10 protein-coding genes and 2 pseudogenes are annotated in these 21,798 nt (G+C 69.1%); 5 read left to right on the top strand and 7 right to left on the bottom strand.

The window, feature by feature from the left end; genetic code table 11:
- Positions 1–476: 476 nt before the first annotated feature.
- Complete coding sequence (locus OHB49_RS00250) at positions 477–2,735, top strand: M4 family metallopeptidase (RefSeq protein ID WP_329156894.1); 2,259 nt, start codon at positions 477–479, stop codon at positions 2,733–2,735.
- 80 nt (positions 2,736–2,815) lie between these two features.
- Positions 2,816–6,688, top strand: a complete 3,873-nt coding sequence (locus OHB49_RS00245) for a S8 family serine peptidase (protein ID WP_329156892.1) — start codon at positions 2,816–2,818, stop codon at positions 6,686–6,688.
- A 342-nt stretch (positions 6,689–7,030) separates the two neighbouring features.
- On the opposite strand, the gene OHB49_RS00240 is transcribed toward OHB49_RS00245, so the two are convergent.
- The 3 genes from OHB49_RS00240 to istA all read right to left on the bottom strand — a co-directional run bounded on the left by OHB49_RS00240 (position 7,031) and on the right by istA (position 10,370).
- On the bottom strand, positions 7,031–7,777 hold the full coding sequence (locus tag OHB49_RS00240) for a class I SAM-dependent methyltransferase (protein WP_329156890.1): 747 nt from the start codon (positions 7,775–7,777) through the stop codon (positions 7,031–7,033).
- A 155-nt stretch (positions 7,778–7,932) separates the two neighbouring features.
- Positions 7,933–8,730: an IS21-like element helper ATPase IstB gene (istB, locus tag OHB49_RS00235; RefSeq protein WP_329156888.1), complete on the bottom strand. Its 798-nt coding sequence runs from the start codon at positions 8,728–8,730 to the stop codon at positions 7,933–7,935.
- Entirely contained in the window at positions 8,727–10,370 is a 1,644-nt protein-coding gene (gene istA / locus OHB49_RS00230; RefSeq protein WP_443079460.1) for an IS21 family transposase, read from the bottom strand. Before istA ends, istB begins: the two co-directional genes overlap by 4 nt.
- A gap of 165 nt (positions 10,371–10,535) precedes the next feature.
- On the opposite strand from istA, the pseudogene OHB49_RS00225 reads away from it, so the two are divergent.
- The 3 genes and pseudogenes from OHB49_RS00225 to OHB49_RS00215 form a co-directional block, all read left to right on the top strand.
- A pseudogene (locus tag OHB49_RS00225) lies at positions 10,536–10,916 on the top strand (transposase); the annotation flags it as partial.
- Positions 10,916–11,438: pseudogene (locus OHB49_RS00220) on the top strand (IS5 family transposase); the annotation flags it as partial. The pseudogenes OHB49_RS00225 and OHB49_RS00220, both read left to right, overlap by 1 nt.
- A 199-nt stretch (positions 11,439–11,637) precedes the next feature.
- Positions 11,638–15,348: a S8 family serine peptidase gene (locus tag OHB49_RS00215; protein ID WP_329156886.1), complete on the top strand. Its 3,711-nt coding sequence runs from the start codon at positions 11,638–11,640 to the stop codon at positions 15,346–15,348.
- A 269-nt stretch (positions 15,349–15,617) separates the two neighbouring features.
- Here OHB49_RS00215 and OHB49_RS00210 read toward each other — a convergent pair whose 3' ends face one another.
- Genes OHB49_RS00210 through OHB49_RS00195 form a run of 4 tightly spaced genes read right to left on the bottom strand, consistent with a single transcriptional unit; the run spans position 15,618 to position 21,712 of the window.
- Positions 15,618–17,282, bottom strand: a complete 1,665-nt coding sequence (locus OHB49_RS00210) for an ATP-binding cassette domain-containing protein (protein WP_329156884.1) — start codon at positions 17,280–17,282, stop codon at positions 15,618–15,620.
- On the bottom strand, positions 17,279–19,057 hold the full coding sequence (locus OHB49_RS00205) for an ABC transporter ATP-binding protein/permease (protein WP_329156883.1): 1,779 nt from the start codon (positions 19,055–19,057) through the stop codon (positions 17,279–17,281). Before OHB49_RS00205 ends, OHB49_RS00210 begins: the two co-directional genes overlap by 4 nt.
- Positions 19,054–20,355 (bottom strand): cytochrome d ubiquinol oxidase subunit II, encoded by a 1,302-nt coding sequence (locus OHB49_RS00200; protein ID WP_329156882.1) that lies wholly within the window; start codon positions 20,353–20,355, stop codon positions 19,054–19,056. The genes OHB49_RS00205 and OHB49_RS00200 overlap by 4 nt, the downstream gene beginning before the upstream one ends.
- Positions 20,348–21,712: a cytochrome ubiquinol oxidase subunit I gene (locus tag OHB49_RS00195; RefSeq protein ID WP_329156880.1), complete on the bottom strand. Its 1,365-nt coding sequence runs from the start codon at positions 21,710–21,712 to the stop codon at positions 20,348–20,350. Before OHB49_RS00195 ends, OHB49_RS00200 begins: the two co-directional genes overlap by 8 nt.
- Positions 21,713–21,798: the final 86 nt, after the last annotated feature.

Here is a 21,798-nt window from a genome sequence, read left to right as displayed (position 1 = left end):
AAGGTGTTTCTCTGATGACTTGGATCCAGTTGACGGCGGAGATAGTGCGACATTCCCGCCCAGATCACCGCATGTGACATCTGGTCAAAGTCACGATGTCATGCGCCACGCCTCATCCAATAACTAGGTCATTTGATCGAAGCATGGGGCAGTCGGTGATGCCAGGCGCACACCAAATTCCTGACAATCCATGTCGCGCTGACAGCGTAGCGAGCGCGCAGGCGGCGCGTGTCGCCGTTGAGACATGTCGCAGTTACGACACCCGTGGCCAGTGACATTTCTTGCTTCGTTAGCCAACTATTTCGAAAGTTTGCACCCCAGCTGTGCGAAAGAAGTCTCACTGCGCAGTGATCGCCTTCGACGCAACGGCCACGCATGTCCCACCCACACCATCAGTTCTAACCGGGCAGCATCAAACCCCGCCTGCCCGGACTGTCACCGGCCGCTCTCCCGTGGCCGCCGCAGAAGGAGTCCGAGTGAGACGATCTCCCCGCAAGACAGTTGCCACCGGCGCGCTCATAGCCAGTGCCGCGCTGCTGGCCGTCGCCGCCTCGTCCGGCAGCGCGTCGGCCAGCGCCGCTGACGCGCACAGCGCCGTGCGTGTCCAGCCCCGAGCGGGCGCCCTGCCCGTCCAGCTCTCCTCCGCGCAGCGCGCGGAGCTACTCGGGGCCGCCAAGGCTGGCCGGGCGGCCACTGCCCGGTCGCTGCACCTCGGCGCCCAGGAGCAGTTGATCCCCAAGTCGGTCCTCAAGGACGCCGACGGCACAGTGCACACCCGCTACGAGCGCACGTTCGCGGGCCTTCCGGTCCTCGGCGGCGACCTCGTCGTGCACACGGCCGCCGACGGGACCTTGAAGGGGGCCGACAAGGCCACCAACGCGACCATCAGCGTGCCGAGCACCACTGCGACCCGGTCCGCTGCGTCGGCCGAGAGCTTCGCGATCGGCCGTGCGAAGGCCGAGGGCGCCACGAGCCCGGCCGTCGACACCTCCCGCAAGGTGGTCTGGGCGGCCTCCGGCGCACCGGTGCTGGCCTGGGAGTCCGTCGTCGGGGGCCTGCAGGACGACGGCACCCCGAGCCAGTTGCACGTCATCACGGACGCGAAGACCGGCGCCAAGCTCTTCGAGTACCAAGGGATCAAGACCGGCATCGGCAACAGCGAGTACAGCGGCCAGGTCACCCTCGGGACCACGCTGTCCGGCTCGACATACAGCATGACCGACAACACCCGTGGCGGGCACGCGACGTACGACCTGAACCACGGCGACTCGGGCACCGGCAGCCTGTTCACCAACTCCACGGACACCTGGGGCAACGGCCTCCCGTCCAACGCCCAGACCGCCGGTGTGGACGCCGCCTACGGCGCCCAGGAGACCTGGGACTTCTACAAGAACGTGATGGGCCGCAACGGCATCCGCAACGACGGAGTCGGCGCCTCCTCGCGCACACATTTCGGCAACGCCTACGTCAACGCGTTCTGGGACGACGGCTGCTTCTGCATGACCTACGGTGACGGCAGCGGCGACAGCCACCCGCTGACCTCGCTCGACGTCGCCGGTCACGAGATGAGCCACGGCGTCACCGCCGCCACCGCGAATCTGAACTACAGCGGTGAGTCCGGCGGCCTCAATGAGGCGACCTCGGACATCTTCGGCACCTCGGTCGAGTTCTACGCCAACAACGCCAGCGATGTCGGCGATTACCTCATCGGCGAGAAGATCGACGTCAACGGCGATGGAACCCCGCTGCGCTACCAGGACAAGCCCTCGCGCGACGGCACTTCGCCCGACAACTGGTACTCCGGCATCGGCGACCTCGACGTGCACTACTCCTCCGGCCCGGCGAACCACTTCTTCTACCTGCTGTCCGAGGGCAGCGGCGCGAAGGTGATCAACGGCGTCAGCTACAACAGCCCCACCGCTGGCGGTCTGTCGGTGCCCGGCATCGGCCGGGACAACGCCGCCAAGCTCTGGTACAAGGCCCTGAGCGAGCGTTTCACCTCCACCACCGACTACTCGGGCGCCCGCGCCCAGACCCTGCAGGCTGCCGCCGATCTGTGGGGGGCCGGCAGCGCCACCTACAACACGGTCGCCGACACCTGGGCCGCCATCGGCGTCGTCGCCCGCGTCACGGTCACCAAGCCGGCGGCCCAGAACACGATCGTCAACACCCCCGCGAGCCTGCAGATCCAGGCCGGCAGCAACAACCCCGGAGCGCTGACCTACTCCGCCACCGGCCTGCCGGCCGGCCTGTCGATCAACGCGAGCACCGGCCTGATCTCCGGCACGCCGACCACCGTCGGCCTCGGCACCGTGACCGTCACGGCCAAGGACTCCTCCAACGTCACCGGTTCGGCGACCTTCGAGTGGGGGGTCTCCACCATCGGCGGCAACGTCTTCGCGAACACCACCGACGTGCCCATCCCGGACGCCGGCGCCGCGGTGTACTCCAACATCAACGTCACCGGTCGCGCCGGTAACGCGCCGAGCGCCCTGAAGGTCGACGTCAACATCGTCCACCCCTACCGCGGTGACCTGGTCATCGACCTGGTCGCCCCGGACGGCAGCCTGTACCGGCTGAAGAAGTCCGACGGCTTCGACTCGGCTGCCAACGTCAATGCCACCTACACCGTCAACGCCTCCAGCGAGACCGCCAAGGGCACCTGGAAGCTGAGGGTCCAGGACGCCTACCACTTGGACAGCGGCTACATCAACAGCTGGAAGCTCACCTTCTGACCGGCGCGCCCCATCCCAGCTGGATCAGTGCTCCTGATCACAGCCCGACTGCCCCCAGCCATACGAGAGGTGTCTCACTGATGTCTAGAATCCGCCTAAAGGCGGCGATATCGACAGTATTGATCCTGGTCGCAGGCGCCGTGCCGGCCGCAGTCGCAGCGCAGACGGCAGCCACCGGGACCCCCACTCGTCCCGCCGCCGTGCCGGGGGCTCGCTCCGCGACCGTGCGGCTGGTGACCGGTGACCAGGTGACCGTGACGACGCTGCCCGGCGGACGGCACACCGCGTCGGTGCAGCCCGGCCCCGGGCGCGAGCACATCCCCTTCCAGACCCTGGAGGGGGACGACAAGGCACTGACCGTGCTTCCGTTCGACGCCCAAGGGTTGGTGACAGCCGGCACCCTGGACCGGCGGCTGTTTAACGTGACGGCGCTGATCGCCGATGGCTACGACGAGGCCCACACCTCCACACTGCCGCTGATCGTCTCCTCGACGCCGCTGCCGTCACGGGTCGGGGCGAGGGTCACCGCGCAGGCGGCGAAGGCCGCCGGGGCCACTGCCGACCGGCTGCTGGCGCTCAAGGCGGCCGAGACGCCCTCCCGTAGCCTGGCGAGCATTCACGCGCGGTCGCTGCGGGTAGCCGACCACGACCTGGGCACGTTCTGGAAGACCCTGAACCCGGGCCGAACGTCGGACGCTGCCCGTGCCGCGGTCACCCCCAGGGTTTCGCTGGACGGCAAGGTCAAGGCCATGCTGGACCGCAGCACCGCGCAGATCAATGCGCCGACCGCCTGGAAGGCCGGTTACGAGGGCCAGGGCGTGAAGGTGGCCGTGCTGGACTCCGGCGTCGATGCGAACCACCCGGACCTGGCCGGGCGCATCGCGGAGTCCAAGGACTTCTCCGACAGTGGCAACACCGATGACCACTTCGGTCACGGCACGCATGTCGCCTCGATCGTCGGCGGCACCGGCGCTGCGTCGGGGGGGACCCGGCGCGGCGTGGCGCCGAAGGCCGACCTGCTGATCGGCAAGGTGCTGGGCGACGACGGCGGCGGCTACGAGTCGGGCATCATCGACGGCATGGAGTGGGCGGCCGGCGAGCACGCCAAGGTCGTCAACATGAGCCTCGGCGCGAACATGGAGACCGACGGCACTGACTCGCTCAGCCAGGCTGTCAACGACCTGACCGCGTCCACCGGCACGCTCTTCGTCATCGCGGCGGGCAACTCGGGCCCGGGCCAGTCGACGGTCGGCACGCCGGGCGCGGCCGACGCCGCGCTGACCGTGGGGGCCGTCGACCGCGACGACTCCCTCGCCCCCTTCTCCAGCCGCGGCCCGCGCTTCGGTGACGGTGCGGTCAAGCCCGACGTGACCGCCCCCGGCGTCGGCATCGTCGCCGCCCGCGCGGCCGGCACCACCCTGGGCGACCCGGTCGACGCCAACTACGTCTCGCTGTCCGGGACCTCCATGGCCACCCCGCACGTCGCCGGCGCCGCGGCACTGCTGGCCCAGCAGCACCCGGACTGGAACGCGCAGCAGCTCAAGGACGCGCTGACCAGCACCGCGCACACCGTGCCCGGCACCAAGGTTACCGAGCAAGGCGGCGGCCGCATCGACCTGGCCACCGCCATGGGCCCGGTCACCGCCACCGGCTCCGTCACCCTGGCCCCGCTCCACATCGGCGACACACAGGGAGCCCGGCAGGCGGCCACCGTCCACTACACCAACACCGGCGACCACCCGCTCACCCTCTCCCTGGCCGTCAACCTGACCACCGAGAACGGGAAAGCGCTCCCCGACGGGGTCGTCAGCCTCGGCTCCGACACGGTCCAGCTGGCCCCCGGCGCCACGGCCGAGGTGCCGCTGCGCACCGACGCGACGCACGCCGTCCGCGGCGGCTTCTACGGATACGTCACCGCGAAGTCCGCCGACGGTGCCGTCCTCGCGCACACCACCGTCTCCCTCGTGGTGCACGCCCCGCAGCACCGGCTGACCGTGGTCTACCGCGACCGCCAGGGCAAGGTCGTGCCCGGCGCGCTGCCAAACATCTGGGGTTCCGACGGGTTCGTGGGCTACACGGACCGGGACGCGGCTGTCGCCGTCGTGGAAGAGGGCACGTACTACCTCAATGCCCGTTTCACCGACGACACCATAGACGGCGACGAGGTGGGCGAGATCGTCGTCCCCGAGGTGAAGGTCACCAAGGACACAACGGTGACGCTGGACGCGACCAAGGTCACCGAGGTGAAGATCCGCACGCCCCGCCCCGCCGAGCAGCACGGCACCATCAGCACCATGTTCTACCGCCAGATCGACGGTCACAGCCTGCAATTCGGCGCCATGTACTTCGACGTCGTCAATCACCTCTACGTCAGCCCCACCGCTCCGGTCACCGACGGCACCTTCGAGTACCACTCGCGCTGGCAGATGGTGGCCCCGCAACTGCAGGCGAAGGTCTCCGGCAGCTCACTGGGATTCACCCCCCGCTATGAGCCGTTCTCCCCGGTCTTCGGGGACCAGGGCGCGCGGCTGACCGCCGTGGACGCCGGGTCGGTGACGGTGCCCGACCTCAGCAATGTGCGCGGCAAACTGGCCGTCGTACGGTACACGTATCCGCAGGGCGGCTACATCGGATTCTCGCGACTCGCGGCGGCCGCAGGGGCCAAGGCGGTGCTGTTCGCGTGGGAACCGGTTGGGGGCTCCGCCTGGACCCGGTGGCAGCCGGACGGTGACCGGCTGGACCTGCCCTCCATGCGGACCAACTGGACGAACGGGGCGCCCCTGCTGGAGCGCATCAAGAAGGGCACCACGACGGTGGAGTTCTCCGGCACAGTGCGCAGCCCGTATCTGTACGACGTGATGCCGGTCTCGAAGGGCTCCATCCCCCAGCAGATGGTCTACACCGTCTCAGAACAGAACAGCGCGCAGGTCCGAGCCACGTACACCCGCACCGGAGCCTCGGAGTGGACGAGCGAGCAGCGTTTCGCTTGGCGGCCGCACGAGGACACCGCGTTGAACCAGTACAGCCGCTACGTTCCGGTGGGTCGGGAGCGCGTCGAGTACGTGAGCAGCGACGAGGACACGTTGTGGAAGCACGTCGTGCACCACAATGTCGTCTGGGCCGCCGACATGCCGTTGACGGCCGGGTCGCAGGACGCCCCGCACACCTATCAGCCCGGCCAGCGCGCCACGGAGCGGTGGTTCGGAGCGGTGGTCCGCCCGTCGATCCCGCGTGGTTGGTCCCTGAAGTCGCAGCGCCACGGCGACACCCTGTCGGTGTACGTGCCGGAGTTTAACGACTCCGGCACGGGCCACTGGTCATTCGCGGAGCTTGCCCCCGACTTGGGTGGCGACTTCCGCGGCGCCGGGGCGGCCACGGTGAGCGACATGGCGCACGACACGACCGCAGCGGTGCTGTACCGCAACGGGGAGCAGATCGCCGAGTCCGACAACGGCGCGTGGGGCAACTTCGAGGTGCCCGCGGGCAACGCCGCATACCGGCTGGACTTGGCGACCGCTCGCGACTCGGACGACTGGCAGTTCGCCACGCAGACGCGCACGTCGTGGACGTTCCACTCGGACACCGCGGCCAGCGCGACCCTGCTGCCGCTGCTCCAGCTCGACTACGACGTACCGGTCGACGCGCAGAACGCGGTGGGCTCGGCGCGTACGCACACTGTCGGCCTGACCGCCCGTATGCAGGACGGCATGGCCGTCCCACGCGGGGTGAAGCTGAAGGTCGAGGCGTCGTACGAAGACGGGAAGAGCTGGACCACGGCACGCACAGTGAAGGACGGCAGTGACGGTCAGTTCACCGCCACCGTGGAGCGGCCGTCGTACATACACGGCGACGCGTATGTGTCACTGCGGGTGACCGCGACGGACGCCGCCGGCAACAGCGTCCAGCAGACCGTGGTCCGCGCCTACCTGCACCGCGGAGCCAGGGATCGCTAGCGCGACGGTCTGACGTTACCGCGGCGGGTGCCAGGGGATGTGAACCCCGGCACCCGCCGCTCCATTTCACCTGATACCCGGGGGATGCCTCGGCCTTGAGGACTCCGTCGGGAAATCCGCAAATCGGCTTCGCTGGTCCGAAGGGGACGCTGGCTGTCCGCGTCCGTGAAGCGCTCGGCCCGCTGTTCGCGGACGAGTCCTTCGAGTGGCTTCGTTCACTTCCAGCGACAGCGTTTGTCGATCTGTTTGAGCAGCAGTGAGTGCCCAGCCCCGCCATGTCTGTTCACGAGAATTGACGGCACCTCTGTCCGCTGGCGGTCGCCAACGTGTTGCAGCGCTGTGTCAGCAGGTGGTGACAGCCAAGCTGACGACGTAGTGCTCCTCGACCATCCTGTTCGGGAAGACCTCAGTCAGGAGGTCGAGCTCCTTGGCAATAAAAGTGTTCGTTGCTTCCTTGCCGAGGACGAGGAAGTCGGAGTAGCTGGCGAGGTTGGCGAGGTGCATGTCAAGCGGAACACTCCGGGTCCACGGCACGTGCCGATGGACGAAGCTGACCTCGGACGGCAGTCCGCGGAACCGTGCCATGGGGTCGTGAGGGCTGTCGTCGGCACCGAAAAGTCGGCGCAAGCGCGCATCCTGGTTGGCAATCCAAGGAATGGTGCTGTCTGAGTCGTTCCACCAGAGGGCGAGTGCACCACCGGTGCGTAGGACTCGGAGAGCTTCCGGAACGGATTTGCGCTGATCGGTCCAGTGCCAGGCTTGGGCATATGTGAGGACGTCGACGGAGGCGGAGGCCAGCGGCAGGTTGTTGCCGTCCCCGATCACAAGAGGGACATCGGGCAGGCTGAGACGGAACTGTGAGGCCATCCCGGGGCCGGGCTCGACCGCGATGACGTTCGCACCGCGGGCCCGGAGAAGCATCGTCGCCAGTCCGGTGCCGGCCCCGACGTCGGCGACGCGAGCGCCCTCCAATGGGCGGCCGGTGAGTTCCTCGACCGCGTCGAGCAATTCGGACGGGTATGAAGGACGGTTCGCAGCGTAGCTGGCGGCAGCCGTGTCGAACGAGCGGGCCTGCGAGGTGATGGTCATACGAACATTGTTGACGGCTGCAGGTGCTTGGCGCCGGACTTCAACCCTTTCCTGCGACAGCAGGTAGTCGCCGGGGACGTCGGTGAATGCACCAGCGTGGCGGACGGCTCGCCGCCCAGGGAGGGCGGCGAACGTTGAGACAGAGTCGTCGGACGTCAGCTGACGTTGGCTTGCTCTTCGGCTCGTGCTCGGGTGGTGGCGAGGCGGTAGGAGTCGGTGCCGGTTTCGATGATGGTGCCGTTGAAGGTGAGGCGGTCGACGATGGCCGCGCAGAGGCGGGGGTCCGTGAAGGTCTTGGTCCAGCCGCCGAAGGACTCGTTGGAGGCGATAGCGACGCTGTTCTTTTCCTCGCGTTCGGTCAGGACCTGGAAGAGGAGTTCAGCGCCGCGGCGGTCGAGTTCCATGTAGCCGAGCTCGTCGATGCAGAGCAGGTCGACGCGGCCGTAGCGGGCGATGGTCTTGTTCAACTGCTTCTCGTCGGCCGCTTCGACCAGCTCGTTCACCAGCTTCGTGGCGAGTGTGTAGCGGACGCGGTAGCCCTTCATGGCCGCTTCGGTGCCCAGGGCGATGAGCATGTGGGACTTGCCCGTGCCGGAGTCGCCGATCAGGCAGAGCGGCTGGCTCTTCTTGATCCACTCACAGCTGGCCAGCGTGTGGATGGTAGCCGCGTCGATGTTCGGGTTCGCGTCGAAGTCGAAGGCCCGCAGCGACTTCTCCCGCGGGAAACCGGCCGCCTTGATCCGCCGCTCAGAGCGGCGACGGGACCGATCGTCGCACTCAGTCATCAGCAGCTCAGCGAGGAAGCCCCGGTAGGTCATCTGGTCCTTCATCGCCCGGTCAGCGATTTCGGAGAACTCGTTGCGAATCGACGGCAGCCGCAGAAGCCGACAGGCGCTGTCGATGGCGGCGTCGGCGGCCTGTTCGGTCAAGCCTCGCTGGCGGGGCAGGGTCACTGTGCTTCTCCCTCACGGTGGTCGCTGCCACTGGTGCGGCGGCGTCGGAGCAGTTGGTCATAGGGGGCCACCGAGGGCAGCGGCCTGGTGTCCGCAGGAAGATGCGCGAGCCGCCACTCGTGCAGCGACGTCACCGTCGCCGACGGCTCGCCGGACACAAGCCGGTCCGCTGCGGGGGTGGGCTCGGTCTCCGCCTGGGCGGCTTTGCGGGCTTCCAGAGCGACCGCGTCCGCGGTCATCGCCCCGGCCCGCAGGGCCGCAGCCAGGCCGGCGACGACGTGCTCGTGCGGCAGATGACGCCCCAGCAGGAGAACCTCGATCAGGGCCCGGGTTCCGTCCCGCTCGCCATGGATTTTGCGGGCCTGGTCCCACCAGGCGTCGTGGACCGGGGTGAACCTGCCTGCCGAGCGGGCCTGTTCGAGTGCTGTGGAGCCGGGGAAGGCGCCGGGCTTGCGGACCAGGACCTCCAGGTAGTGGTCCAGGTCCAGGCGGACGGCGCCCTTCGCGATCAGCCGTTCATGCCGGGCCACTTCCACGTTCTGGTCGTAAACCACCAGATGAGAGGCGTGCAGCACGACCCGCACGCGCTTGCCGATCAGCCGGATCGGGACCGAGTAGCGGTTGGTGCGGACCGGGATCTGTCCGTAGCGATCGACCCGCGGCGTGAACAGCCGGCCCGTCTCGAACGGTTCCTCGGGCAGCGCCATGAGCAGCGGCTGCTCGACGGCGAAGTACTCCGCGACCGTCTTGGGCCTGGAGCCGATGCGCCGGGCGTCGTGCTGCCGGTCCCACTGTTCGACCATCTCGTTCAGCTCAGCGAGCGATGCGACCTCGGGGACGGGAACGAAGTGATTGCGGCGGAAGTAGCCGATCATCCCTTCGACTCCGCCCTTCTCGTGCGCGCCTTCGATGCCGGGCCGGCAGTAGAAGCTTTCAATGCCGAAGTGTGAGCGGAAGGCGATCCAGCGGTCGGCCTCAACTCTTCCCCGGCTCTGTCCCAGCACCCTGGCGACGGCGGCTTTCAGGTTGTCGTAGCGGACCTTGGTGCGCGGGACCCCGCCCAGGGTCCGTAGCGCGTGGACGTGGCCTTCGAAGAAGGCTTCCTGGCCGCAGGAGGCGAACACGCGGTGGACGGCCTTGCCCGAGTACGACAGCCGGAAGGAGAACAGGTAGCAGGTCACAAGCTCGCCGGCCAGACGCACGGTCACGTCACCGAAGTCGACCTCCGCCTCGTGACCGGGCAGGTGAGTCTGCGGGACGAACGCCTCCAGCGGCGCCTTGCCGGACTCGACCAGGATCTCCGGCTTCCGGCCGGCAACGTAGTAGCGCACCACACCGTAGGAGACGTCCGCCCCGTGCTCCTCGACCAGCCGGTGAAAGATCCGGGTGACCGTGTGCCGCTGCTTGCGCGGCGCGTCCAGATCCGCCCGCAGGATCTCGTCGATCACCGGCTTGTACGGATCCAGCGTGGTGGCTCGGGGAGGCAGCTTCTTGCGGGGCTCCGGCCAGGACGAGTCCAACGCCTTCCGGACCGTCCGCCACGTCACGCCGTGCTTGCGCTCAAGCTCCCGCATCGACATGCCGCCGCGATGGTCGCGCCGGATCGCCGCGTAGAGCTCGACCTTCGACATCTGCGGCATGACCAGGGCCTTTCACCAGGAGCACCTCGATGCTGCCCTGGCAAGAACCCTGGTGCCTCCCGAACTCGTCGACATCACCCATCTGTGGAAATGGGCACCTCCCAAACTCATCGACAAGCGACGTCACTACTGCTCGATAAAGCCATTCGAGGAGGCTTTTTCCACCGCCCCCAGCTGCGGGCCCTGCCGGAGAAGGCTGGCTGCAAGAACACCCTCGAGGCCGAGGCCGAGGCCGACCGCGCCGTGCTGATGCGGCAACTCCCACTGGTCGAGCAGGCCATGGGAAGTCAGATGCTCGCGCTGCGGCAACTGGAGGCCGCCTGCACCAACACCGACGACCTCGCCGAGGCCGCAGCGGAGTCTTTTGAGAAGCACCCGGACGCCGAGATCATCACCAGCTTCCCCGGGCTCCGCGCTCTCGGCGCCCGGGTGCTCGCTGAGAGCGGCGACGACCGATCCCGCTTCGCTGGCACCAGGGGCCTGAAGGCCTACGCCGGCTCGACCCCGATCATGAGGGCCTCGGGCAAGAGCGTGGCCGTACCCGCCTGGTGCGAACGCTTCTACGGCAGCGCGAAGGACATGGCGCCGAACCGTCGGCCTGCGTGATCGACGCGCAGAACATCAAGACTTCCACCAGTGTTCCCGCCGCCCGCCAGTGCATCGACGCCGGTAAGAAGTTGGCCATGCTGGTAACTGCAGCAAGTGTCCCGGACTCGATTGCCGGAACCCGCCTGGTCGAGCAGGTCGCCGCGTCCCATCCCACGATCTGCAAGGCCTGGGGGTACGGCGGCTATCGCCAGCACCTCGTCGAGCACGCCGCCGCCCTCGGCCGACATTGAAAGCGTTCAGCGACCGCCCGCGACCAAGTGTTTCACCTCACTTCCGAAGCGCTGGGCGGTCGAGCGCACCCTGGGCTGGCTGGTGTTTCACCGCCGGTCTGCTCGCGCCTACGAAACCCTTCGAGTCCGCTCCGAAGCCGTGATCCACCTTGCCATGACCGAACTCATGGCTCGTCGCCGCATACGCGAAGCAACCAACTCCTGGCGCGACCCGACACCAACGAACGAAAGCCGATTTCAGGACAGAGCACCGGGGAGAAAAGCGACCTCTCGGGCGTTGTTGAGCAGGGATTTCACCCAGGCTAGCTATCCAGTGGTGACACAAGTGAGACATGGCACAAGTTGGACAGCGTAAGCCTCTTGAGCACGGTTGAAGGGGGCCGGACGATCAAGCATCTTTCCCTCTTCACAGCGCTTGAGGAGTCCCGTTGCCCAAGGTTCATATCCCCAGGCCCAGACCGGTCGCGCTCGCCGTGATCGCCGCCCTGGCACTCGGGGTCATACCTGCAACCGCCGCCGTATCGGCGGACCAGGCGACCTCGGGGCCGCCTGCAGACGCCGCACAACGGTCACCCGGAAACGGCAGCAAACACACCGTCACCCTGATCACCGGTGACAAGGTGACGCTTGGCACCGCCGTCGACGGAACCGAGATCCGGTCCTTCGAAGGCGCCGACGGAACCAGCACAGGTTTCCATCGCGCCGTCATCGACGGATCGACGTACGTCTACCCCGACTCCGTGCTGCCGTACGTCAGCGCCGGGACGCTGGACAGGCGGCTGTTCAACGTGACCCGGCTGATTGCCGACGGCTACGACGACGCGCACGCCGCCCGGCTGCCGCTCATCTTCAAGTACACCGAAGAGGCCGCGAAGTCGCGGACCCAGCCGAAGGTGGCCGGCTCGACCGTCGTGCGCCCGCTGGAGAGCATTCAGGGCGCGGCCGTCGTGCAGAACCGTAAGCAGGCACCGGCGTTCTGGTCCGCGCTCACCGGCGGTTCCGGCGCGGCCGCCCGGTCGGCGCACCCTGCCTTCGCTGGCGGTGTCGCCAAGGTGTGGCTGGACGGCAAGGTGAAGGCCGACCTGTCCGATTCCACCGCGCAGATCGGCGCGCAGAAGGTCTGGGCGGAGGGCAACACCGGCACGGGCGTCAAGGTCGCGGTGCTCGACACTGGTATCGACGCCGAACACCCCGACCTTGCCGGGCAGGTCGATGCCAGCGCCAGCTTCGTCCCGAACGAGGATGTCGCCGACTACGTGGGCCATGGCACCCACGTCGCCTCGACGATCGCCGGCACCGGCAACGCCTCCGACGGGAAAGAGAAGGGCGTCGCCCCCGGCGTCCGCCTGGACATCGGCAAGGTCCTCAACAACGAGGGTTCGGGGCAGGATTCCTGGATCATCGCGGGCATGGAATGGGCCGCCCGCGACGCCCAGGCCCGGATCATCAGCATGAGCCTGGGCGGCGGCGGTGACCACACCGACCCGATGAGCCAGGCGGTTGACCGACTCAGCCGTGAGACCGGCGCGCTGTTCGTGATCGCGGCGGGCAACGGCGGCCCGCACTCCATCGGCAGCCCGGGCGCCGCGGACTCCGCGCTGACCGTCGGCGCCGTGAACTCCGCGGACCAGCTCGCCGAATTCTCCAGCACGGGCCCGCGTGGGGGCGACTTGGGGCTGAAGCCCGAGATCACCGCCCCCGGCGTCGACATCCTCGCGGCCCGTTCCCACTTCGTGCGTGGCACCGGCTACTACACCACGATGAGCGGCACGTCGATGGCCACGCCGCACGTCGCGGGCGCGGCCGCGCTGCTGGCCGCCGCCCACCCGGACTGGACCGGCGCGCAGTTGAAGGAGGCGCTGGTCAGCAGCGCCAAGGCCACCCCGTCGTACACCGCGTACGAGGCGGGCGCCGGGCGGCTGGACGCGCTTGCCGCGGTGCACACCTCGGTCTTCGCGACCGCCAGCGCCTACTCCGGTCTCCACGCCTGGCCGCGCAAGCCGGGGGAGACCGACGTTCAGAAGGTGACGTACACCAACGTCGGCGACGCCCCGGTCAGCCTGGACCTGGCGGTCGACTCGGCGGCCCCGGCGGGGCTGTTCACCCTCTCCGAGAACCGGGTCACCGTTCCCGCGCACGGCAACACCTCCGTCTCCCTGACCGCGAACCTGGACAAGCTGCCGTCCGACGAGTCGGTCAGCGGTATGATCACCGGTACGGACAGCAGCGGAACGGTCCGGGCCCGGACCCTGATCGGCGCCGCCAACGAGGGCCAGCGGCAGACCCTGACCATCACCGCCAAGGACCGATCGGGCAAGCCGCTGGAGGGCCGGGTCCTCCTGACCGCCGAGCACCTCTTCACGGTGATGGAGCTCGACGCATCCGGCACCGGCACCGCTCGGCTGCCCGTCGGCAGCTACAGCGGCTGGCTCATCGCCGACGTGCAGGGCGCCAACGGCCCGCACTCGCGCGGTGTGGCGCTGCTCGCCTTCAACGACGTCCTGCTGGACCGGGACCGGGCCGTCACCCTGGACGGCCGCAAGACCCGTCAGGTCTCGGCCCGCGTGCCGCAGCAGACCACCCCGGTCGCGCCGCGCCTGGACGTCCACCGGTCGTTCAGCGACAGCCTGTTCGAGTCCTCCAGGACGCCCGATCCATCCTACGACAGCATCTGGGCGCTGCCGACGGGCAAGAAGGTCACCGAGGGCGAGTTCGAGTTCGGCGCCCGTTTCCGCATGGAGCAGCCGGCGCTGACCGTGGGCACGAAGTCGAAGAGCTACGCCGACCCGCTGGTCAAGCGCGGGGCCAAGCCGCTGCCGGCCGGTACCCGGACGCTGACGGCGGTCTACGCCGGTGAGGGTACGGCCCAGGAGCTGGCCCGGCACAACGCGCGCGGCAAGGCCGTGGTGGTGCGCGGCGGCGACCCGGCCGCAATCCAGGCTCAGGCGGAGGCCGCCGCGGCGGCGGGCGCGCAGATGCTGCTGGTCGTCAACGACGGCATCGGCCGCATGCAGCCCTGGGACGAGAATCCCTGGAGCCCGGAAAGCCCGGCCCCGCTGACGGTGGCGACGCTCAATGCCGACCAGGGCGCCGACCTGATCGCCGCGCTCCAGCGGGGCGAGGACAAGCTGAAGGTCACTTCGCACCCCACCACCGACTACCTCTACGACGTGGTGCACCACTGGTCCGGCGCGGTACCGGCCGACCCGACCTGGCGCGTCACGCAGCGCGAGCTGGGCAAGGTGAACGTCTCGTTCCGCAACCACCGCCAGGGCAAGGCGATGGAGTTCCGCCCCGACATCTGGCGGGGCTGGGCGGTCGGCAACCAGCTCACCGCTCCCGCCCAGGGCGACCGGACCGACTGGGTCACCGCAGATGCCAGCTGGCTGGACGACGCCTTCATCCTGAGCGAGACCGGGCAGCACGCGATGGACGTGCTGCGCTACCCGGCCGGGAAGACTGCCAAGGTCTCCTGGTTCGGGCCGATCCAGCGCCCCCGGATGGGCCCCATCGGCTACCAGCCGGTGCGCTACCTCGACGGGGTCTACATCCCCGCACCCGGCTGGGGCGACTCCGGCTCCGGCCACGTCGGCGAGGCCCGCGCCAACTTCAAGGTCAAGGACTGGATGTCGCTCTACCAAGGTGACCGGCAACTCGACTGGGGCAACTCCGAGTACTTGCCGGTTACCGGGCTCGCCCCCGAGCGGCTGCCCTACCGGCTGGTGGTTGACAACGACCGGGCGGCCTGGACCAACCCGTACTCGAAGCACACGCTGACCGAGTGGAACTTCACCTCTGCCGCCACCGGAGCCGACGCGGTCGAGGCCCTGCCGCTGATCCAGCTCGACTACGGGGTCGACACCGACAAGGCCGGCCGGGCGGACCGGCACGCCAAGCTGACGGTGACCGCCTCGCACCTGCCGGGCACGACGGCCGCCATCGGGAAGCCCTCGCTCGAGGTCTCCTACGATGACGGCAAGACCTGGCAGCGGGCCGACCTGAGCCGCAGTGGCACCGGGTGGCGGACAGGCCTCCACGCGCCGAAGTCCGTCGGCTTCGCCACACTCCGGGTCACCGCCCGGGACCGCGCCGGCAACACCGTCTCCCAGACGATCACCCGGGCCTTCGGCCTGCGCTGACGTCACGCTACACAGCAAGCGAATGGGCGGGGCCGCAGCCGGCGACCCCGCCCATTCGCCGCAGGAGCGGAGACCAGCAAACACGCGGTGCACCGGCCGCTGAACCACCTCTTTCTTCCCGGTCCGGATCTCGATTCCGGTAGTCCTGGTCGGTGGTGCGGTCGACGACGACGGCTACCCGTCGCGGAGCGGTGGTTTCGGTGGCTGACCTTGTTCTTGCGGGTGGCGTACCGGCTGCGGTGCGTCGTGAATGGGGGCTGTGCGTCTCCCTAGCTCTGGGCGCTCAGCGGTTGCCGGGAGTTTGGCTGCAGCCGCAACGTGTGGGTGGCGGTGAAAGGAATCAGTTCGTGGTGCCGGTCCGGTAGGGCGATTACCAGGGCGCTGTCCGGCAGGGCGCGGCGGACACACGTGAGCATCCGCACCGCCGTGCGCTCGTCGAGGCCGGTCGTTGGTTCGTCGAGCAGCAGGACCGCCGGTGCCCGCAGCACTGCCCTGGCGATCACCAGGCGGCGTCGCTGGCCCTGCGACAGCGCGCTGCCCAGCGGGCCCGTCGGGGTGTGGAGGGGGAGCTGTTGCAGGGCGGCGGCCGCGAGCGCGGCCCGGAGGGTGTCGTTGTCCGCGCCGGGGGCGGCCTGCCGGAGGTTCTCGGCGACGGTCGCGTCGGCGATCCAGTCTTCCGCCTCGACAAGGGTGAGCGTATCTGCGATCACACTGGCGGGCAGGGAGTCGACGGGCGCGCCGGCGAGCAGCACCGACCCGGGAGCTGCGGGGGCGATCCGTCCGGCGAGAGTCTCCAGCAGGGTGCTCTTCCCGCTGCCGTTGGGCCCGGTGACGACGATGACGTCACGGGGTCCGATCACCCCCGACCAGCTGGTGCGGTCGTCGGCGAGACCCACGGGAACCCGGCGGGCTACCAGGGTTCGTGTCGGCCCTGCGGCTGTCGTCGGGAGCGCGGGGCGTTGGCCAGTCGGGAACGCGCGGTTTACCAGGTCCCCCAGCCGCAGCGTGGCATCGGCGGCCAGGCCGTGGTCGCGGAGCACTTGGGGAAGGGTCTCCATCAGTTCGTACGCGGCCGCCACCAGTAGCACCTCGCCGATGGCGTCGGCGGCGGGCTGGGTGAACACGGGACCGGACAGCGCCAGGAGCAGAACCGCTGCCTGGCCCGCTATGGCCAGCAGCCGCAGCAGCAGCCGGGCCCGGCGCATCACCACGGCGACCGCTGCCTCCGCACGCCGGGACTGGTCAACCGATCGCGTGACCTGGTCGCGTACCACGTCGACCGCGCCCAGGCAGCGCAGTTCGGGGAGCGCGGAGCGCGCGCTGAGCAGCGCGGTGCGGGCGGTGGCGCGGGCGGCGGCGGCTGCCCGCTGGTGCTCGCGGGTTCGCCGGTCGGCGGCCACTGCCGTGGCCGCCGAGACCGCGAGCAGCACCAGTTCGGCGGTGCCCGCCAAAGGACTGGCCACCAGCAGCAGAGCGACGACGACGGTGGCCGTCAGGCCGATCCCGGCCAGCGGCGGAACAACCTGGGCCGGTATCCCGCCCACCGCTTCCACGTCGCCGGTGAGCCGGGCCATCAGGTTGCCGTCGCGTCCGTTCCGCAGTTCGCGCGCCGGCACGGTCGTCGCGGCGTGGACCAGCCGGGAGCGAAGCGAGACAGTCGCGCCCAGCAGGGCTCCATGGCTGACCAGGCGTTCCGCGTACCGCAGACCGGTGCGGCTCAGAGCAAGAGCGCGGACGGCACCCGAGGGGTACATCCACGACCAGGTGGTGTTCGCCTGTGCGGTAACCACCGCGCAGGCGGTCAGGAACCAGCCGGACACACCCAGCAGACCGGCGGCGCACAGTTCGGCCGTCCCGGCGAGCGCGACCGCGCGCAGCAGGTCGCGTCGTGTGCGGCGGTCTGCCGCCGTCCACAGCAGTTTGAATGCGTTCACAGCGTTCTCCCGGTCCCGGTCAGCCGTCCCCGGCTCAACTGCACGACGTCGTCCGCGACGTCGAGCAGCGCGGGACTGTGGGTGGTGACGACCACGGTGCGGCTGCGCGCGAGCGTCCGTATGGCCGCGATGACGCGGGCCTCGCCGTCCGGGTCCAGATGCGCGGTGGGTTCGTCCAGGCACAGCAGCGGAGATTTGTGCAGCAGTACGCGGACCAGCACCAGTTGCTGCATCTGCCCCGAGGACAGCCCCCAGCCGCGCTCCCCGATCTGGGTCGCCAGGCCTTGGGGGAGTGTGGCCAGCAGGTCCTCGAAGCCCAAAAAGGCGAATGCCGCGGTCAGTTGCTCATCGGCATCGGCGCCGGCGTCGGGCCGGGCCAGCAGCAGGTTGTCCCGCAGCGTGCCCGGCAGGAGGTAGGAGGGCTGGCCGGCCCATGCCGTGGCGGCCGGGGAGGCCAGCCGGGTGCCGGAACTCACGATGTGCAGGCACCGCCCGCGGTCCGGGGCGCGTAGGCCCGCAGCCACGGAGAGCAGGGTGGTCTTGCCCGCGCCGCTGGGCCCGCTGATGGCCAGGACCGAACCTGGGCGCACCGTCAGGGTGACGTCGTCCAGGGCGGCCTCGTCCCTGCCCGGGTACCGCACCTCTACTGCCTCCAGGATGACACCGGCCGGGCTGGGTCGACTCGGATGACGAACGACGGGCACGTCGGTCACGGGACCACCAGCCGATGCGTCCGGGGCCGCGTCGATGATCTCCGCGATCAGTTCGGCCGCCGCGGCAGCCTCGGCGCGGGCATGGTAGCCGCGGGCGAGCTCCCGGGCGGGGGCGAAGTACACCGGGGTCAGGACGAGCACGAACAGTGCGGTGTCCAGGCTCATGGTGGATGGCACCACCGGCAGGTCCAGGTAACCGAGCAGGGCGAGGCCGCAGTACGTGGCGACGACGGCCATGGCCACGGTGATGAGGAGCTCGATCCAGGCGGTCGAGAGGAAGGCCACCCGCAGGACGGTGCGGGTACGCGCGGCCAGTTCCCGGTCGTCGGCCTCGGTGGCGCGCACCGCCTCCTCGCCGGCTCCCAGGCCGACGAGCGTGGGCAGTCCGCGCAGCCGGTCCAGCAGACGGGTGCTCAGTGTCCGTGTGGCGGTGAGCTGGGCGTGCACGGCGACGCGGGTGCCCATGCCGATGACCTTGAGGTTGACGGGCAGCAGCGGGGTAGCCAGCACCAGCACCAGTGCGACGGTCCAACTGCCGGCCGCGATGGAGGCCAGCACGATGCCGCTTCCCAGCAGCATCGACCGCCGGGCGGGGACGTAGGTCGTCAGCCAACCGGTCAGCCGGTTCACCTCGCTGTCGAGTGCCTCGCCGAGAGCGGCGTCTGACACCTCCTCGGACGGCGCGCCCGTCGTGGGCAGCGCGGCCCGGAGCAGTCGGGCGCGCAGATGGTCTTGGACCGCGGCCGCTCCGTCGTCGGCCACCCGGTCGGCCACCACGAGCAGGAGCCCGCGCAGCATCAGCCCGGCGGCGACCATGGCCACACTGCTGAGCACCGGAGCCAGCGCCACGCCTTGGTGCTGGGAGCGCAGTGCGGCCTGGGCCGCCCAGCCCAGGCCCGCGGCCCACAGGACATGGCCCGTGGCCGCGAGCCCGCGCAGGGTGCCGGCTCGCCGGAACGCCGGTTCGCCGACGGAAGCCCATGCGGTGAGTAGCCGGGCAGTCTGTTGCTGACCGTCGTCGTCGCGGCCCAGCCTGGCGAGTTGGTCGGAAATGTCGTTCATCGTTCGGCTGCCCGGAGATCGAATTCGCCGGCGGATGCGGAGCGGCGGTCGGCTCGAATCCATACGGCGAGTGCGGTGACAGAGAACACCGCGATCCCGGTCGGATCGATCCACGTGGCCACGCCACCGAAGATGTCCTGCGAGACGGCCGCCACCGCAACGGCGAGGAGCGTCAACAGCACACGCCGGACGACGACGGCCGCACGCGGACCGTCGCCGGGCACACGCGACACCGGCGCGTCAGCGGTGTGTTCCTCGCCGGTGGTGTCGGACGGGCCGACGGAGTCGGTGAGGGCCGGTGACTGGTCGGTGAGGCCCGCCGACTGGGTCAACTTCCCGCGGAAGACCCACCACGCGTAGATGTTGTACGCCAGCACGACCGGCATGCACCCGCCCACCCCGATGAGCAGGAACAGCTGCGACCCGTGAGGGCTGGCCGCGGCGTGCACGGTCAGGTCGGGAGGGACGACGACGGGCGCGGTGGCGGCCACGAGCGCGAGCAGACCCGACGCCTCCAAACCGGCCACGGCGGCGAACGGACGCCAGTCGGGTCGGCGGCCGAATCCGTACCACGCGATGGCCCCGCAGACCACGGCGGCGGCCACGGCCAGGCCGAACAGGGTTGTGCGGAGCGGCTCGTCAAAACGGAAGCGCTGCGGGTCGGCGAGCGAGAGCCCGAGCGCCAGGACCACGCCGGCCGCCGCGACCGTCAGAAGCAGCGGCCGACCCAGCCGGCCCGCCCGGTGGTGGGCGGTCCCCACAGTCTTGTCCTGCAGCCATGCGGCGCCGGCCAGCAGATGCACGGCCGCCAGCCCCAGGGCACAAAGCACGCTGTACGGCGTGAACCAGTCGAAGGTGCCCCCGGTGAACACCCCACCGCGATGGGGCAGCCCGGACAGGACGGCTCCGATCACGAGCCCTTGGCACAGCGAGGTGACCAGGGAGGAGAGCCCGAAGACGAGCCCCCAGCCGCGCCGGTAGCCGGGGGCGACGCTCTGCAGCTCGATGGCCGCGCCGCGCAGCACGAAGGCCAGCAGCATGACCACGAGCGGCAGGTAGACGCCGGGCAGCACGGTGGCGTAGACACCGGGCAGGCCCGCCCACAACGCCACTGCGGCCAGAATGATCCAACTCTCGTTGGCGTCCCAGGCGGTGGCGATCAGCTCGTTGTACTCCTTGCGCCGCCGGTCGCTGCGGTCGAGCAGGCTCAGGATGCCGATGCCCAGGTCGTATCCGTCGAGCAGCAGATAGGCACCGAGCGCGAACAGGACCAAGGCGTATGACGTGTACTCAAGCATGGCCCACCTCGGTCGGGTTGATGGTGGGACCAACGTCCGCCACCAGGTGTTCGGGGCCGGTCCGCACTGTGCGGACGATGTAGCGGATCCACAGCCCAAGCAGCAGCGCGTAGACGCCGACGAAGCCGATGAGGCTGGCGATCGCCGCGCCGAGTGAGAGATGGGAGACGGCGTCACTGGTGCGGATCAGGCCATAGACGACCCAAGGCTGCCGGCCGGTCTCCGCCGTGATCCAGCCGCCGCTGATCGCTATGACACCGGCGGGGGCCATCCAGACCATCAGCCGGTGGAACCGCCGGGCGGTGTACAGCCTGCCGCGCAGCCGCAGCACCACTCCGGCGAAGGCCATGGCGAACATCGCCAGAGCGGTGAAGTACATCGCCCGGAAGCCGTAAAAAGCCGACCACATGTTGGGGCGATCGGCCTTCGGCGTCTGCAGTAGCCCGGGGACGTTCGCCTGGCCGGTCAGATCCTTGCCGATGACGGCGCCCAGGTGAGGTATCTCGACATGGAGCTCGTTCTCGCCCTTGTCAGTGTTCGGCACCACGAGCAGGTTGTAGCCGTTGTTGTCGGTCTTCCAGTTGCCCTCGAAGGCCTGGAGCTTCGCTGGCTGGTGCGCGCCCATGAACGCAGCGGTCGCGTCTCCCACGTACAGCTGTACGGGCATCAGGATGGCCAGCACTCCGAGGGCGATGGAGAGGGTGCGGCGTGCGAAAGGCAGCGCCCGCTGCTTGACCAGGTACCAGGCGGCGATCCCGCCGATGAACCAGCAGGCGCTGATCAGCACGGCAAGCAGGATGTGCGGGTACCTGTAGGAGAACGCCGGGTTGAACAGCACGTGCCACCAGTCGCTTGCCCAGAACTGGCCCTTGACCTCGGTGAAGCCCACGGGATCCTGCATCCAGCTGTTGGCCGACAGGATCCATGTCGTGGACAGCAGGGTGCCGACGACGATCATCCAGCAGGCGAACGCCATGGTACGGGGGCGCACCCTTCCGTCGCCGTACAGCATGATGCCGATGAACCCGGCCTCCAGAAAGAAGGCCGTGATGACCTCCATGCCGATCGTGACACCGAGGATCGGCCCGACAGCATGGGCGTAACTTCCCCAGTTGAGACCGAATTCGAAGGTCATGACGGTTCCGGCGACCACACCGAGGCCGAATCCGACCGCGAATATCTTCTTCCAGAAACGAAATATCTGAAGGTACAGCGGATTTTCGGTCCTGACGTAGACCGTGTACATCACCGCCAGGAAGAGGGAGAGTCCGACAGTCAGTGCGGGAAAGCTCATATGAAACACTGCGGTGATGGCGAATTGCCATCGAGAGATCTCCACCACTGCGGGCGTGGCCACGGAGTCTCCTTTCCGTCGATTTCGGGGGTAGGTAGCCCTGGCGGTAAGGATCGAAACGGACCCGCCCGTTGTGTAGCCCGGGGCAA

The sequence above is a fragment of the Streptomyces sp. NBC_01717 genome, assembly GCF_036248255.1.
Lineage (GTDB): Bacteria > Actinomycetota > Actinomycetes > Streptomycetales > Streptomycetaceae > Streptomyces.
The sequence above is the reverse complement of the archived record's forward strand: the minus strand, read 5'-3'. Positions and strand labels throughout refer to the sequence as shown.